The organism is Fictibacillus sp. WQ 8-8, from assembly GCF_024494405.1.
In the GTDB taxonomy this organism is placed as follows: Bacteria; Bacillota; Bacilli; order Bacillales; family Fictibacillaceae; genus Fictibacillus_C; species Fictibacillus_C marinisediminis.
The window spans coordinates 112,614-128,504 of sequence record NZ_JAMXKG010000004.1; the positions used below are offsets into that span (position 1 = coordinate 112,614).

Here is a 15,891-nt window from a genome sequence, read left to right on the forward strand (position 1 = left end):
AAGCTGGATTAAAAGGCTGAACCACTCGTTCAGACTTTCGGCTATCAATCCATCCTTAATAAAAGCAAAAAAGGTGATCCTGCCCGCTTTAACAGCGGAAGCCAGATCACCTTTTTTTATTTCAAATTCCTATCTTTAAACAGCAGTTCTTCCAATAGGATCCCGATCTGCAGCTCCAGCTCTTTTTTGTGGTACCACTCCGTCAGGTTGATTTGCCGAGGAATAGAAAATTCTCGATAATAGGTATCTATGTTCTTTACTCGTTTACTCCAGTCCGGCAGGGACGGCCGGCCGTGATCAACGAGCGGATAGATCAGCCGGAGCAGCTGCGGCAGCCTTTCGCGGTTCGGATAGACGTACTGTTCATAATCGTGGCGTGAGCCTGTATGGGGAGTCATCTGTGCAAAATCAAAAAACAATGTCTGGTAGGGAGATTGGAACAGCAGCCATGCAAGCCTTCTTCCGAGCAGAATGCGATTTTTAATCGTACGGAAACCGTGTACAGAAAAGCCGAACACATCTCCCTCTAATGTCGGAAACAAAACTGTACTGAAATGGAGCCAATTCTGGAGCCGATACGGCATGGAAAGAAAAACTCTCCGGCGATAAACAGGATGATCGATGACCGGGCGCTGGATCAGATGCTGTTCATTGATGATCAACGATGTCCATAGCCTCTCTTCGTCTCCCACAGACCAAAACCGAAGCCACTCTCTCTGCATATACTTAGAAACATTGAGCATCGGAAGCAGTGAGAACAACGGACGGCCGGCCTCTTTGCTTTTTTCATAAAGAAGGAGCTGCGGATAGGCATCCGAGAAAATCAGCCAGTTCGCCCGCTCATACGTAAAAAAAAGCAGATGGCGGTATTTTTGGGGAATGGATCTCCTCATCCATTCCCCCTCAAGGTCACACATGTTGTAACCAGCATTTCTTGATACGATGGAAGCCAGAAAAGACCATTTGATCTCTGGGTGTTTTTCATAAAACTGCTGATAAAATACGGTACGTGAAATATTATCTCGGTTCCCTTTTTCTGTTTTTAGCTGAATCTCTCGGGTCAGCTCTGATTCTATCCATTTTTGTTCCTGGCTCAACTTTTCCCCTCCTTTTATCCTTATCGTTCTACAGCGCTGCCTAAAATATTTGTAAGCTCTATAGAAAAACGGTAAAATAAGAAGATAAACATAAGGTTTGGAGGCATGAACATGGAGCAAAAGGTGATCATCTATACACAGGAAACCTGCCCGCCATGCTTTGCAGAGAAAGAATGGCTAAAATCAAATAACATTTCATTCGAGGAAAGAGATATCCGGAAGAATCCCCAATATATGAATGAAGTCATCGGTTTTGGAGCAAGTGCGACTCCTGTTACCGTGATTATAAAGGACGGTTCCCAGGAAGTTGTGATGGGCTTCAAGCAGGAGGAACTGCAGTCCATTCTTGCGATCGATTAAACAAATACGGCCTATCTCTAAAAAGCTATGCCAGCACTTGCCGCTCGCATAGTTTTTCTTATGTATTCATTATAAGGATGTGAAATGATGGCACCCATCAATTATCCGAATGGAAAAAAGCAGGAGCCTACCCTGCCGCATGGCGCTTCTAAAGCCCAAAGCACCATTTCCTACGGCAACAGAGGCATGACCCTGGAAGAAGACTTGAATAAAAGCAATGAGTATTATCTGGAAACCGGCAGAGCCGTCATCCATAAAAAACCGACCCCTGTTCAGATTGTCAATGTTGAATATCCAAAACGTTCGGCAGCGGTCATAAAAGAAGCTTATTTTAAACTCGCTTCCACGACAGATTACAACGGCGTATACCGGGGAAAGTATATTGATTTTGAAGCGAAGGAATCGAAAAACAAGACCTCCTTCCCGCTCCGTAACTTCCATGAACATCAGATTCATCACATGGAAGCGATCACGGCGCACGGCGGCATTGCATTCGTCATCCTGCGCTTCTCTACACTGAACGAAATCTATCTGCTTGACGCTTCACACTTGATCTCATTCTGGAACGATCAAAAGAACGGAAGGAAATCGATACCGAAAACTGACATAGAAACCCTCGGATTCCTTGTTTCCCCAGGCTTTATCCCCAGAATTGACTATTTAAAAATTATTGATAAAATATACTTCAATCACTAGCGGACAAGTCAAGTTCATAAATAATAAACTATTGACGAATAATCATAATGTATAATGCAGTAAGTGAAAGGTTGGTACAAATACATGTCTAATGAATACCGCAGCAGGCAGGAACGCAGACAGGTTTCCGGCGGAGGCAATAATCAGCCCAAGAAGAAAAAGAGGTTCCCGCTCTTTAAAGCTATCATCTCGTTCTTGATCATCATGTTTCTCATTGGAACAGCAACTGTCGGGGTCATCATGGCGAAATCCCCAAAACTCGACCCTGAAAAACTGAAGACCCCTTTATCTTCCCAGATCTACGATAAAGACGGAAAGAAAGTCAGCTCCCTCTTTTCTGAAGAGAATCGGGTAAAAGCAGGAATCGCAGATATTCCGCCTAATGTAAGAGATGCATTCGTATCCGTTGAGGATGTGCGCTTCTATAAGCATCCGGGTGTCGACGTGCGCCGGATTTTCGGAGCAGCATTCGCCAACCTGACAGGCGGTTTTGGTTCTGAAGGGGGAAGCACAATCACCCAGCAGGTCGTAAAAAACACGATCCTCACCAATCAAAAATCGCTGACGCGTAAAATTCAGGAAGCGTACCTGGCGATCAAACTCGAACAGAAGTACTCAAAGGAGCAGATCCTGGAGATGTACTTGAATAAGATTTATTTCGGCCATGGTGCCTATGGCATCGGAACAGCTGCTAAAACCTATTTTGATGCGGACAAACTTGATCAGCTTAAGCTTCATCAAGTGGCCCTGCTCGCCGGACTTCCAAAAGCCCCGAGCAACTATGACCCGCTCACGCATCCAAAAGAAGCGGAACAGCGCCGAAACGTTGTATTAGGACAGATGCAAAAGTATGGTTTCATCACAAAGGCCGAAGCGGATAAAGCAAAAGCCACTCCGGTAACAGACGGCCTGCGTAAAGGAAAGCTGCAGGAAACACGGGTTCACGAAGCATACCTGCAGCAAGTCATCAAAGACCTTCATAAAATTAAAGGCATGGAAGATGTCGATGTCTTTGCCGATGGTCTGAAAATCTACACGAACATGGATACAAAAGCTCAGGAAACAACGGAGGATGTGCTTCAGAACGCCTCATTCCTGCGTAATGAGAATAAAAAGCTTCAATCCGGTATCGCGATTGTTGATACGAAGACCGGTGGAATCCGGGCGATCGGCAGCGGACGCGATGAGAACCTAATGAGCGCCTACTATGCTTCTGGAAATCCAAGGCAGCCGGGATCTACGATCAAACCGATCCTTGACTACGGCCCTGCGATCGACAACATGAAGTGGGATACCGGGCACATTCTGAAAGATACACCAGTTACAATCAATGGCGCGACCATCAATAACTTTAATAATGAACAATTTGGAGAAGTAACGATGCGCAAGGCTCTAGAAAAATCGGAGAATACACCTGCCGTCCGAACATTCCTTGAAGTCGGCGAAAGCAAAGCAGTCGATTTCGCCAATAAGCTTGGTATCAAGATTGACTCTGCACCTCCAGCTTATGCGATCGGCGGATTCCAAAAAGGGATCACCCCACTTAACCTTGCGGGTGCCTACGCCGCTTTCGGAAATGAAGGCGTCTATACCGAACCGACAACGATCCGGAAGATTGAGTTCCCGAACGGACAGGTTGTAAAACCAGAGACAAAACCAGTCGCTGCGATGAAGGATTATACTGCTTATATGATCACCGATATGCTGAAAGGCGTCATGAGAAGCGGTACAGGAATTATGGCGAACGTCCCAGGCCTTAATATCGCCGGTAAAACGGGAACGACCAACCTTCCTAAGGAAATCCGAGAACAGTACGGCATCCCTAAGAGCGCAACGAACGATGCGTGGATGGCAGGATATACAACCTCCTATTCCGCTGCTGTTTGGACCGGATACAACAAATACAAAGATGAAGACGGCGTTCACTATCTCGATACGAACCAAAAAAACTATTCCAAGTTAATCTTTAAAGAAGTGATGAGCCGCTTAAATCACAGCAACACTGACTTCAAGAAACCGAACTCTGTAGTAGATGTAACACTTGAAAAAGGAACACATAAAAAAGCAAGCGAATTTACACCTGATGATCAGAAAACGACCGAATTATTTGTTCGCGGAACGGAACCAAGCGAAGTTTCTAACAAGTATGAGAAACCAGCTTCGATTGAAGGCCTGACCGCCAAGTACGATGATAAGAGCAAGTCCATTGATGTGAAATGGAATTACAAAGGCGGCAAGGGCAAAACGGTCTATAAGGTAGCAGCGAGCGTTGACGGCGCAGCTGCTGCTGAACAGACGATCAGCGACAAGAAATTCACCGTGCCAAACGCAGAACCTGGCAAGACGTATACCTTCCAGATCGCAGCGGTTGAAACAGATACTGGGAAAGAGAGCGACCCTGCTCAAACATCCGTAACCGTACCAGGTGAACAGCAACCGCCTGCAGAAGGACAAACGCCTGATCAGGGGAATAACCCTGGACAAGGAAACAACCCGGATCAAGGGAAAAAACCTGGACAAGGGCAGGAAGGCAGCAACCCAGGAACAAATCCTGGAGACAACACCAATCCTGGACAGGGAAATAACGGCGGCAACAACGGCCAGCCTGATCAGGGCGGCGGCCAGCAAGGAGGCGGAACGGAGCCTCAGAATCCGCCAGGACAAGGACAGCAGGATCAGCAACAACGAAAACAAGAAAAGAAACAGCAGCAAGAACAAGGCGGTTTCCCTTCCCTCCCAGACTTAAATCAATAAAGTAAAATAAAACAGGCCATCGCCGTATGCGGCGATGGCCTGTTTTATTATTGAAACCGGATCGTATAGCGGTCCTGAAGGTAGTTCCATAATCCCGGATAATCAAAAGCAAGGTTCCAGAAACTTGCTCCTCCCAGCCGATATTCATCGATCAGATCAAACTTTGCTTTCATGCTGCGGTAATCTTCAAACCAAACCTTATGCTGCTTCTTCTCTTTATCCCAGTATTCATAATATGGAGCCTGAACGTCTTCTGCGTATCGAACAGCGGTTTTCCTTTTTCCTGCGAGCTGCAGCGCCTGAACCGGGCTGAGGGCTTTAGCTTGCGGCCCGCCTTGGACGTAGGGAAGTGTCCAATCGTAGCCGTACAGGTTGATCCCCATCAAAATCTTGCTTCTTGGTATCGCTGTTACTGCATAATCCAGCACCTTTTTTACTTCGTTGATCGGGCTGACCGGGAGCGGAGGGCCTCCGCTGTATCCCCATTCATAGGTCATCAGGATCACATAATCAACAGTCTGTCCATGTGCTTTATAATCGTGTCCTTCATACCAGACGCCTTTTTGTTTTTCTTTAATCTTCGGCGCGAGCGCCGATGTGGCAACATAGCCCTCTTTGTGCATGCGGTCGGTAATATTCCGCAGAAACCGGTTATACCGTTCTTTGTTTTGCCGCCCAATATATTCAAAGTCTACGTTTACCCCTACGTACCCTTTTTCTTTCATGATCTTTACAGTGTTCTCAATGACTTTATTGCTGATCTCAGGACTTTTCAGAATAGTCGTCGCTAGTTCCTGGCTAAACGCGCCGTCTTTGATCGTCGTGATCGAGATAAGAGGCCTGACGTTCTCATTTTTTATCTCACGCAAAAAAGAGCTGTCGTCAAGCGGCTTTAAATCACCCTTTTCGTTCACTTCATAGCTGAACAGCGATATATAGCTTAGTGCTTTTGCTGCTTTTTTAAAATTTTCCCTTGATTTTTCAGATGGTTCTGCAAATGCATTTATCGTCAGCGTCCTCTTCCTCTTTTGCGGGACATTCAGCGTCTGTCCTTCCTTCAATGGCTTGTCATCAGCCTCGGGATTGGCCTGCTTCAGCTCAAATACTGTGACTCCAAGCTTAGAGGCTACCGTTTCAAACGTATCCCCTTTTTTAGCTTTATAAATGAATGGCGCGGGTATGAGCAGCGTCTGCCCGACAGTCAGGACATCCTGAGCACCAAGAGCATTTACGGAAGCGATCTCTTGCCAGGGCAGGTTATAAAACTGAGAGATTTTATAAAGCGAGTCTCCCTTTTGAACCACATGAATCTGCATAGCTCCCCCTCCTACACGTTCTCATGAATTAGTCTATGTAGGGAGAATTTGTCCATATTCCGGTCAGCCATTGTGTTTGATGGCAGCCGCCTTTTTCTGAAGCTCCTGAAACAGCTCGTTCAGCTGGATATAAGAATGATAATGATCCGGCTCTGAACAGATCATCTCGAGGCGTTCTATGACATTCACTGGCTTGATATCCAAAGGTTGAATCTCTTCTTTCCATCCTAACAGGTTGCCGGCAGGCTGGCCGTTGCACCACATCAAAGCCTGCAGAAAACAGCCCAGCTGGAAAATCATCGGATTCCTCGCTTCTTTTCTGTTTCTCTCGGAAAAGAAGGATCGGATAACTGAGCTTGCCGCTTTCCAATTAACAAACTTTGCTTCTATTCCTTGTTTTTGTTGAGTATGCGGAGAAGGCCCCATACCGTTATAAAAGAGGAGTTCTTCCAGAAAAGGGACGTAAGCATCCCTTTCTTCCAGCTGCTCTTCATTGCCGAAAAAAAGGGGATGCCTCATGGATTCAGGAATGTTAAGCATTGGAGCGCGGCGAGTCTTTCTTTAACTTTACTTTCATACGTTTTTGGCCTTCGCGGCATAGTTCCAGGAGTGGACATTCGGGGCACTTCGGGTTTTGCGCTTTGCAATGATACCGTCCAAAAAAGATCAGCCTGTGGTGGGTGACACACCAGTCTTCTTTTGGAACTTTTTTCATCAGCGTCTCTTCCACCTGCAGGACGGAATCCTTCCATTTACAGATGGCAAGCCGCTTGCTGACCCGCTCAACATGGGTATCGACAGCTATGGCCGGCAAACCGAATGCGACTGATACTACGACGTTCGCTGTCTTCCGCCCAACGCCTGGAAGCTTCGTGAGTTCATCCCTTTCTTCCGGCACTCTTCCGCCGTATTCGTCCAGAAGAAGCTCGCACAGCTTTTGAATATTTTTAGCTTTATTGCGGTAAAGTCCGATGGAGCGAATATCATCCTGCAGTTCTTCCAAAGGAACCTGCAGGTAATCTGCGGGTGTTTTATATTTTGCGAACAGGCCCGGTGTAACTTTGTTCACCAGGGCATCGGTACATTGTGCAGACAGGAGTACGGCGATGGTCAGTTCAAATGGATTGCTGTGGTTCAGCTCGCAGTGTGCATCCGGGAACATCTTGCCGATCGTGTCTAGGCAATAGGCGATCTGTGATTTATTAAGCATCGTAACCTCCAGAATTCTTGTAGAGCAGACATAGAAAAATAGACGAGGGTCACTCGTCTACGATTGCTCAAGCCAGTTATAAACGGGAACCGAGAACTGATTGTGGCTCTCAGATTGCTCTGCCGCCCGCGATGTTCCGCGGGTTTGCCGCGCTCTGAACTTCTCCCCGTACGTTCTGGCTTGTTCGGGTGTCTGTATATTATTTTTCTTCCATTCGAACAGAATGCGATCGATATACCGGAAGTTCAGCTTTCCGCTGATCACCGCTTCTTTTAGCGCTGAAATGATCAAAGCAGGCGAGTGCCTGTCCTGGTCGATCCATATTTTTAACGTTTCGCATTCCATCGGCGATAGCGGCCTTCCGAATTCACGTTCAAAGATGGAGTAGACGTTTTCTTCATCTTTTTCTTTTTCCTGCTGATCCTGCTCCGCTTCTTGGCTTGAAAGCAAGGAGAGCAGCTTTTCCCAAAGCGGGTTCAAAGAATAGGCTTCATAGTACATGCCTTTTTCACCGTCTTCGAAATGGTCGATCTCCAGAAGCCCCTGCTGGATAAAACTTCTGAGCAGCGCCATGCATCTTGCAGCTGAGATGCTCATCCGTCCAGACAGTTCTTCCGGTGTCGGAAACGGGTTTCCGGATTCTATAAATGTGTGGACATGAAGAATCAGCATGCATTCTTCATCCTGCAGCCCGATGGCCCGGTAATGTTTAAACAATACATGGGGTATAGAAACCGTGCCTTCAGACAGCCATTTAAGAAACAATGCCTTTTCCATCATAACACCCCTCCTTCATCAGTATACCACGATCAACCCAGCTTCCTGCAATCATGATGAAATCGTGATAGACGAAATGAAGCAAATGGGCATCACTTAGATGGCTAAACGGTGAAAAACCTCCGAAAAAGGAGGTTTTCCATCATCATGGATATAAACGGTTTAACAGTCTTGGGAATGGGATGGTCTCACGTACGTGTTCTGCACCTGTGATCCAAGCAACCGTACGCTCAAGCCCCAGGCCAAAACCTGAATGCGGAACGCTGCCGTACTGGCGCAGCTCGAGATACCATCTGTAGGCATCGTCTGTCAGTCCGTGTTCTTCATAGCGTGCTTTCATGAGCTCCAGGTCATCGATACGCTGGCTTCCGCCGATGATCTCTCCGTATCCTTCCGGAGCGATCAGATCCGCACAGAGAACAACGTCATCACGTTCTGGATGAGGCTTCATGTAGAATGCTTTAATCTCTTTTGGATAGTTCGTGATAAAGACAGGCTTGTCAAAGCTCTCAGCGATGGCTGTCTCATGAGGGGCACCAAAATCGTCTCCCCAATCAATGTCATCGAACCCCTTGTCTTTAAGCAGTGTAATCGCATCATCGTAGGATATGCGAGGGAACGGAGCTTTCACGTTTTCAAGTTTGGAAAGATCGCGGCCAAGTATTGTCAGTTCAAGCTTGCAGCGCTCAAGGACTGATTGAACCACATGGCTGACAAACTGCTCTTGAATCTCGAGAGATTCTTCATGCTCAACAAACGCCATCTCAGGCTCGATCATCCAGAATTCGATCAGGTGGCGGCGAGTTTTTGATTTTTCAGCACGGAACGTCGGGCCAAAGGAGAATACCTTCCCGAGAGCCATTGCTGCAGCTTCCATATAGAGCTGCCCGCTCTGAGAAAGGTAGGCATCCTCATCAAAATATTTTGTATGAAACAGTGTGGTCGTTCCTTCTGCCGAGCTTCCAGTAAGAATCGGCGGATCCACTTTGATGAACTCATTCTTATGGAAGAATTCATACATGGAATGGATGATTTCGTTTCTTACTTTCATAATCGCGTGCTGGCGTTTGGAACGAAGCCATAGGTGTCGATGGTCCATCAAGAACTCTGTTCCATGTTCTTTCGGTGTGATCGGATAATCGACCGCTTCATGGATCACTTTCACATCTGTAACCACCAGCTCAACACCCGTCTGGGAACGGTCGTCCTGCTGAACTTTTCCAGTTACATAAAGGCTTGTTTCCTGAGCAAGGCTCTTTGCAGTCATCCAGATATCTTCAGCGACTTCAGCTTTAACGACGACTCCCTGGACAAAGCCTGTCCCGTCGCGCAGCTGCAAGAACGCAATCTTACCGCTGGAACGCTTATTGCTCAGCCAAGCACCTATGGTAACGGTTTGATCGATATGGCTTTTTAATTGGGATATAGTAGTTTTCACGTGACACCCTCCAAAATATTCTATGTATAAGTGATTATCGTCTAATCACTTACAAAAATCAAATAAGCCTGTATAGATTATTTGCTGTTTTTCTTCATGAAACGTTCAATGCGCTCCAGTGCCTCTTCAAATTTCTCTTGAGAAGTGGCATAGGAAAGCCTGACGTTATCCGGTGAGCCGAATCCTGATCCCGGCACGAGAGCAACCTTTTCTTCCTCAAGCAAGGCAGACACCCATTCGTCTACTGTTTCAAAACCGGTCAGCTTGATCGCTTCTTTTACATTAGGAAACAAGTAAAAGGCACCCTTTGGTTTAACGCAGGTAAAACCGGGAATCTGGATCAATTTTTCATAGACGGTATCCAGCCTGGATTCAAAAGCTTTTCTCATCTCTTCAACCGGCTCCTGGGTTCCTTCATATGCTGCAATCGCCGCATATTGGGAGATGGTCGTCGGATTGGATGTGCTGTGGCTGTCCAGGTTCGTCATCGCCTTAATGATCGCACTGTTTCCAGCAGCATAGCCAATCCTCCAGCCTGTCATGGAATGAGACTTGGAGACGCCATTAATGATGATGGTCTGTCCCTTCAGTTCAGGTGAGAGCTGGGCAATGGAGGTATGTGATGCCCCGCCATAGATCAGCTTTTCATAGATCTCATCAGAAACGATCAGGATGTTATGCTTCAAGCAAACCTCTCCCAGCTGCTTCAGTTCGTCTTCTGAATAAAGAGATCCGGTTGGGTTGCTTGGAGAGTTGATGATGATCGCCTTTGTTTTATTGTTCACTGCCTGTTCGAGCTGTGAAGGAGTGATCTTAAAGGCGTTCTCTTCTTTGCCTTCTACATAGACCGGAACACCTCCGGCAAGCTTCACTTGTTCAGGATAGCTGACCCAATATGGAGTAGGAATGATCACCTCATCGCCGTCATTAAGCAGGACCTGAAAAAGCGTATACAATGATTGCTTTGCCCCTGTGCCTACAACAATTTCAGCCGGTGAATAGTCCAGGTTCTGATCTTCTTTAAACTTTTGCGAAATAGCATGTTTCAATGAAAGCAGGCCGCCGGAAGCCGTATATTTTGTATGGCCTTCCTTCATCGCGCGGTAAGCGGCTTCGATGATATGGTCCGGAGTGTTGAAATCGGGTTCTCCTGCTCCAAGACCGATCACATTGTGCCCTTCAGCCTTCAGGGCGTTAGCCTTTGCTGTTATTGCCAATGTAGTTGATGGTGTCAGTGCTTTAACTCGGTTTGCCAGTTCCATTTCTTTCATCCCTCGCTTTTAGATTTCTTGTTTCATACTATATTTTTTATAGCGTTCACCGTTCTCAAAATAGCCGTAATAAAACGTATATCTTCCTTTTTCATCCAGATAGACAGCTTCCCACAGCACTTGATCATGCTCCATGCCAAGACGGAGATTGACCCATTTTTTCGGGTTCAAATTCCTGTCGACAAAGGCCTTCATCTGATTCTTGGTCAGTCCGTCGATTTGTTTAACAAGCTTTGTTTTATTCTTTGGACCAACGAGAACATAGACTTTTCCGTTCTTTGCGGATGTCCCTTGTACGGTCTCATACGCCTGGTTTCCGTGATAATATTCCACACTGTCGATGCGGGACAATCCATACTGGTCCTTGGCGATTTCCTCCGCTTTGCTTTGGCCAGCTTCCTGGCCCGACAGGATTTGCCGATACATTGAGATTCCCTGCCAAAGAATGACACCTGCACAGGCAATCCCCAAAATAATCCACCATTTTTTCATTTTCGGCCGCCTCTATGTCTTATAGATGGTAAATATCATTGTATTTTCGTCGTGGTCATCAAGTGCCAGGCCAAACATCACATCTTTTGTTTTCAGCGTTTTGTTCAGCTCAGTCACAACTTTATACAAGTCCGGCGATTTTTTTACTTTTACCGTGGAAAGAACTTCAATCTTGCTTTCCAAAGTACTACCTCCTTACAGCTGCCATAATTACAGGCGAAAACGGGACTCACCAGGAAATCGGTGCTGTGCTGCCGTTCCCGCTTTATTCGTCTCGTTTCCTACTATATCAAACTTCAGCCCATTTTGGGACAGGCTTCTGCTATCATTTTTCATGATTCGTTCAGCCAGCCTTCAAGATCGATCAAAAGATCGTGCATCAATCCTTTTTGCACTGGAACTGGAGGGAGAGACGTAATAAATGACTTGCCGTAGCGCGTTTCTGTGATCCTCCTGTCAAAAACAAACACGACACCGGTATCCCGCTGTGTACGGACAAGCCGGCCAAATCCTTGTTTAAAGCGGATGATCGCCTGAGGAAGAGAAAGCTCCATAAAGGGATTGCCGCCCTCGCTTTTCAGTTTCTCCGCTCTCGCCGCGGTTACCGGATTATCCGGTGGAGTAAAAGGAAGCCGAATGATTACGAGGCAGGAAAGATCATCTCCCGGGATATCGATCCCCTCCCAAAAACTGCTCGTGCCGAAAAGGATGGACTGTTCGAACTTCTTAAAGTTCTTTGTAAGGCGTGCACGGCTGCCGCTGTCAATTCCCTGTCCGAACAGAACAAAGTCATCTTGCGCGATGATTCCTTTAAAGACGTTGTACGTTTCCCGGAGCATATCGTTGGACGTAAACAAAACGAGCATCCGTCCTTTTGTGACTTTTGCGATATTGTGAAGCTGGCGGGCGATCACAGCGACGAATGTCTCCTGATCCACTTCATTGATCAGAGGGACATCTGTCGGCACCATAAATTTCACCTGCTGGTCATAAGAAAAAGGAGAAGGAAGATTCGCAGTCATCGGCCCGAAATCATCAAGTCCGAGTCTTGACGTCATATAATGAAACGAATTCCTAACAGACAAAGTAGCTGAAGTCATGATGACACTATTTTTCTTGGCGAAGAATTCATCGGCCAGCAGCTCACTGATCACAATGGGTTTGCTGTATAGATAGACCGCGTTCTTTGCGCCCTTCGCTTCGACCTCAAACCAGAAAACCTCGTTATCATTGACTTCTTTTAGCAGATGGCGAAGCTTTTCTTTCTCTTCCTCAAGCTGGTTTCTCAATCCGTCGAAATCAGCCAGCAGACCTTTTTGCGCAAAGTTCAGATGTTCTTCCTTTTCACCTGCAAGCTTGTTCACTTTTTTTAGCGATTTCCCAAGGTCACCCAACCCGAAGAGCACACGCTCGACCATCTCAAGGATCGCCTGCCACATTGCGCTCTTTGTGTCCCGTCCGCCGTAACGGTAGCTCACACGGCCAAAGTCATTCATGCTGCTCTTCTTGGCTTCCAGCACGTAAGCCCGTATGGAGCGGAACAACTCGTCTATCTCCATCTTTGCTTCAGGCAGCTCCTTCGCGATCTGTTCCAGCACGGGCTCAAGCCCCGGCAGTTCAACAGTCTCTATCAGCTGATAAAGCTTTTTCACCAGTCCGCTGTCATCGTCGTGTCCAATACGTTCAAGCAGTCTCGTAAATACGAAGTAATCGGTCTGAATGCCGAAATGGTCGCTGACCACTTCTTCTACATGATGAGCCTCATCAATGATGACTTCTTTGTAGGAGGGCAAGAGCTGCGCATCGGATTTAACATCGCTGAAGAGCAGTGCATGATTGGTGATCACAAGATCGGATGCCAGTGCGGCTCTTCTTTTTCTATGATAGAAACACCTGGAGTACCAGGGACAGCGGTGGTTCAGGCACGAGGCAGAATCGCTTTTCACCTGATGCCAAAAAAGTTTGCCTCCTGATGCGAGGTTCAGTTCTTCAACATCTCCTTGATCTGTCTCCGTCAGCCAAACGAGCAATTGTGCTTTCGTAAGGTTTGTATCATAATTATCTTCTGAATGATCATCCAGCGACTGTTCAAACTTTCGTAAACAAAGATAATTGTTGCGCCCTTTTAGGACCGTAGCATGGAATGGAAAAGGCAGGATATTTTTCAAAATGGGAATGTCCCGTTCCAACAGCTGCTGCTGAAGCTGGATCGTATGTGTGCTCACTACGATCGGCCGGTCTTCCCGTTTTCCATAAAGGATTGAAGGGATCAGATAGCCCATTGACTTTCCTACTCCTGTTCCAGCCTCGATCATCGCATGCTGATGATCCTCCATCGCATCGTACACCATTTCCATCATCTTCTGCTGGCTCTCACGTACTTCATAATGTTCCATTTCCTGTGACAGATCTTCCAATAATGCAGAAGGATCCATCTTGATCTGCAGCGCATTCTCCTCTTTCTCGATTGGAGAAAAAGACTTCAATACTAGCTGCCTGAAATAGTCCATTCCATGATCATCTTCTATTTTGGAAGATTTCAGGATGATCAGATCCCCTACGATCTCCTCCAGGCTGCTCTGCATCTTTTTAAGAAACGGATCCATCCGCTGCAGTGTGAGCAGAGGAAGCCTGGACAGTCTATGCAGCAGTTCGATCAGCAGGTAAGCCGTCACTTCAGCATCACTGTCCGCTTGATGGGGATTCTCATGAACAATGCCAAGATAATCTGCCAGCTGGCCGAGCTGATATCCATCAGCATGCAGGAGCAGAATCCGCGAAAGTTCAACCGTATCCAGAAGGGGGCCGGTAAATCGCTGATATCCGCTGTTTTCAAACTCTTCCTGCAGAAAGTTCAGATCAAATAGGACGTTGTGGGCAACAAAGTAGGACCCTTCAAGCATCTGCAGAATAACGGGAGCCACCTCTTCAAACAGTGGAGCATCCGCGACCATTTCATCGTTGATGCCGGTCAGCTGTTCAATAAACGGCGGAATGGGTATCTCCGGGTTAACAAAGGAAGAAAACCTGTCAACAATTATGTTATTTTCAACAACAACGGCACCGATCTGAATGACACGGTCTCCGCGGGCAGGAGCGTTTCCTGTAGTTTCTACATCTATGACAACATAACGGTTGTTCATCCTTTTCACCTCGGGTCAAGCGGCTCGGTATTCAATAAATGAATCCAAGTCCTTTATGTAAATAGAAAAACCCCTTTAGCAAGGGGTTAAAGAATCGTTGAAGCCGGTTCATAACCTAGTATTTCAGTAATTGAGTTATTTTCATCCATGATCGCCACTCTCGGCTGGTGGAACGGAACTTCCTCTTCTGCCATCATGGCGTAGGAGATCACGATGATAACGTCTCCTTCCTGAACGAGCCGGGCAGCAGCACCGTTCAGGCACATCACACCTGTGCCGCGGGGCCCCGGGATGATATACGTCTCAAATCTGGCTCCGTTGTTGTTGTTGACGATCTGCACCTTTTCGTTGGGCACCATGTCAACCGCATCCAGGATATCCTCATCTATTGTTATGCTTCCCACGTAATTTAAGTTAGATTCTGTTACGCGGGCGCGGTGTATTTTGCCTTTCATCATTGTTCTGAACATATGAATCACCTATGGTTCCTTCCATCAGGAATTATGGTTAGATTATCAATCAGTCTCGCATTCTTAAACTGAACGGCGAGCGCGATGATCTTTTTCTGGTCTGCTGCTGAAGCTTCTTCAAGTTCCGGATAGGACAATATCTCAAAATAGTCCACTTTCCCGCTTGTATGCTCCTCTAAATACTCTATCATTTTTTCTTTGATGTGTATAACATTTTTCCCTTCCAAGAGACGAGCTGCTGCCTCCTGGAGCGACCGGTATAAGACAGGCGCCTCCTGCCTCTCCTGAGGTGAAAGATAAACATTCCTTGAACTTTTTGCGAGCCCGTCTTCTTCTCGGACGGTAGGACAAGGGACGAGTTCGACCGGAAAGTTCAAGTCTGAGATCAACCCTTCCACGACCGCCACTTGCTGTGCATCTTTCATCCCGAAATAAACCCTGTCAGGTGAGATGATATGAAACAGCTTGGTCAAAACGGTGGCCACGCCGTCAAAATGGCCTTCCCTCGTTCTTCCGCAAAGAGCATCCACCCTCTTGTTTACCCTCATGGTGACTGAAGGCTCGGAAGGATACATATCCTGTACCTCCGGATAAAACAAAGCGTCCACACCATAGTTCAGGGCCACCCGTTCGTCTCGTTCAAAATCCCTCGGATAACGGTCAAAATCTTCGTTTGGGCCAAACTGGAGCGGATTGACAAAAATACTCAGTACGGTAAGAGCATTCTCTTTTCCCGCGCGTTCCAAAAGTGAGGCGTGCCCCTCGTGTAGATAGCCCATCGTCGGTACGAAGCCAATGGTCCTACCCCCGGTCTTCGCTTCAGCACTGAACGCCCTCATCTCGCTGATACTTGTGATGATTTTCACT

The 15,891-nt window shown here is 46.9% G+C and carries 16 protein-coding genes; 3 read left to right on the plus strand and 13 right to left on the minus strand.

What is annotated here, in order from left to right:
• Positions 1 to 116 precede the first annotated feature (116 nt).
• Positions 117 to 1,097, minus strand: a complete 981-nt coding sequence (locus M1K46_RS10010; RefSeq protein WP_256225930.1) for a DUF2515 family protein — start codon at positions 1,095 to 1,097, stop codon at positions 117 to 119.
• Positions 1,098 to 1,208: 111 nt separating this feature from the next.
• Here M1K46_RS10010 and M1K46_RS10015 point away from each other — a divergent pair, with 111 nt between their 5' ends.
• The 3 genes from M1K46_RS10015 (at position 1,209) to M1K46_RS10025 (ending at position 4,907) form a co-directional block, all read left to right on the plus strand.
• The gene (locus tag M1K46_RS10015; protein ID WP_062235455.1) at positions 1,209 to 1,457 is read left to right on the plus strand and encodes a glutaredoxin family protein; all 249 of its coding nucleotides are present in this window, start codon (positions 1,209 to 1,211) and stop codon (positions 1,455 to 1,457) included.
• Between the two features lie 87 nt (positions 1,458 to 1,544).
• Positions 1,545 to 2,153 (plus strand): Holliday junction resolvase RecU, encoded by a 609-nt coding sequence (gene recU, locus M1K46_RS10020; protein ID WP_256225931.1) that lies wholly within the window; start codon positions 1,545 to 1,547, stop codon positions 2,151 to 2,153.
• A gap of 84 nt (positions 2,154 to 2,237) precedes the next feature.
• Complete coding sequence (locus M1K46_RS10025) at positions 2,238 to 4,907, plus strand: transglycosylase domain-containing protein (protein WP_256225932.1); 2,670 nt, start codon at positions 2,238 to 2,240, stop codon at positions 4,905 to 4,907.
• A 47-nt stretch (positions 4,908 to 4,954) separates the two neighbouring features.
• Here M1K46_RS10025 and M1K46_RS10030 read toward each other — a convergent pair whose 3' ends face one another.
• The 12 genes from M1K46_RS10030 to panC all read right to left on the minus strand — a co-directional run bounded on the left by M1K46_RS10030 (position 4,955) and on the right by panC (position 15,890).
• Positions 4,955 to 6,223 (minus strand): glycosyl hydrolase family 18 protein, encoded by a 1,269-nt coding sequence (locus M1K46_RS10030; RefSeq protein ID WP_091004939.1) that lies wholly within the window; start codon positions 6,221 to 6,223, stop codon positions 4,955 to 4,957.
• A gap of 63 nt (positions 6,224 to 6,286) precedes the next feature.
• Positions 6,287 to 6,763 carry a YpoC family protein gene (locus tag M1K46_RS10035; RefSeq protein WP_091004937.1) on the minus strand — a complete coding sequence of 159 codons (477 nt, stop codon included), beginning with the start codon at positions 6,761 to 6,763 and terminating at the stop codon, positions 6,287 to 6,289.
• On the minus strand, positions 6,756 to 7,433 hold the full coding sequence (gene nth, locus M1K46_RS10040) for an endonuclease III (RefSeq protein WP_062235439.1): 678 nt from the start codon (positions 7,431 to 7,433) through the stop codon (positions 6,756 to 6,758). The genes M1K46_RS10035 and nth overlap by 8 nt, the downstream gene beginning before the upstream one ends.
• Positions 7,434 to 7,490: 57 nt before the next feature.
• Entirely contained in the window at positions 7,491 to 8,210 is a 720-nt protein-coding gene (locus M1K46_RS10045) for a DnaD domain-containing protein (RefSeq protein ID WP_062237030.1), read from the minus strand.
• 145 nt (positions 8,211 to 8,355) lie between these two features.
• Complete coding sequence (asnS, locus tag M1K46_RS10050) at positions 8,356 to 9,648, minus strand: asparagine--tRNA ligase (protein ID WP_256225933.1); 1,293 nt, start codon at positions 9,646 to 9,648, stop codon at positions 8,356 to 8,358.
• Between the two features lie 77 nt (positions 9,649 to 9,725).
• Positions 9,726 to 10,910 carry a pyridoxal phosphate-dependent aminotransferase gene (locus M1K46_RS10055; protein ID WP_091004935.1) on the minus strand — a complete coding sequence of 395 codons (1,185 nt, stop codon included), beginning with the start codon at positions 10,908 to 10,910 and terminating at the stop codon, positions 9,726 to 9,728.
• Positions 10,911 to 10,928: 18 nt separating this feature from the next.
• A complete protein-coding gene (locus M1K46_RS10060; RefSeq protein ID WP_256225934.1) occupies positions 10,929 to 11,411 on the minus strand; it encodes a DUF5590 domain-containing protein in 483 nt (160 codons plus the stop codon).
• A 12-nt stretch (positions 11,412 to 11,423) separates the two neighbouring features.
• Positions 11,424 to 11,594: a YpmA family protein gene (locus tag M1K46_RS10065; RefSeq protein WP_082683449.1), complete on the minus strand. Its 171-nt coding sequence runs from the start codon at positions 11,592 to 11,594 to the stop codon at positions 11,424 to 11,426.
• Positions 11,595 to 11,621: 27 nt separating this feature from the next.
• The gene (locus M1K46_RS10070) at positions 11,622 to 11,747 is read right to left on the minus strand and encodes a hypothetical protein (RefSeq protein WP_255357568.1); all 126 of its coding nucleotides are present in this window, start codon (positions 11,745 to 11,747) and stop codon (positions 11,622 to 11,624) included.
• A complete protein-coding gene (gene dinG, locus M1K46_RS10075; protein ID WP_256225935.1) occupies positions 11,744 to 14,554 on the minus strand; it encodes an ATP-dependent DNA helicase DinG in 2,811 nt (936 codons plus the stop codon). Before dinG ends, M1K46_RS10070 begins: the two co-directional genes overlap by 4 nt.
• Positions 14,555 to 14,640: 86 nt before the next feature.
• On the minus strand, positions 14,641 to 15,024 hold the full coding sequence (panD, locus tag M1K46_RS10080; protein WP_062235427.1) for an aspartate 1-decarboxylase: 384 nt from the start codon (positions 15,022 to 15,024) through the stop codon (positions 14,641 to 14,643).
• A gap of 5 nt (positions 15,025 to 15,029) precedes the next feature.
• Entirely contained in the window at positions 15,030 to 15,890 is an 861-nt protein-coding gene (gene panC / locus M1K46_RS10085) for a pantoate--beta-alanine ligase (RefSeq protein ID WP_053358081.1), read from the minus strand.
• Between the last annotated feature and the right edge of the window lies 1 nt (position 15,891).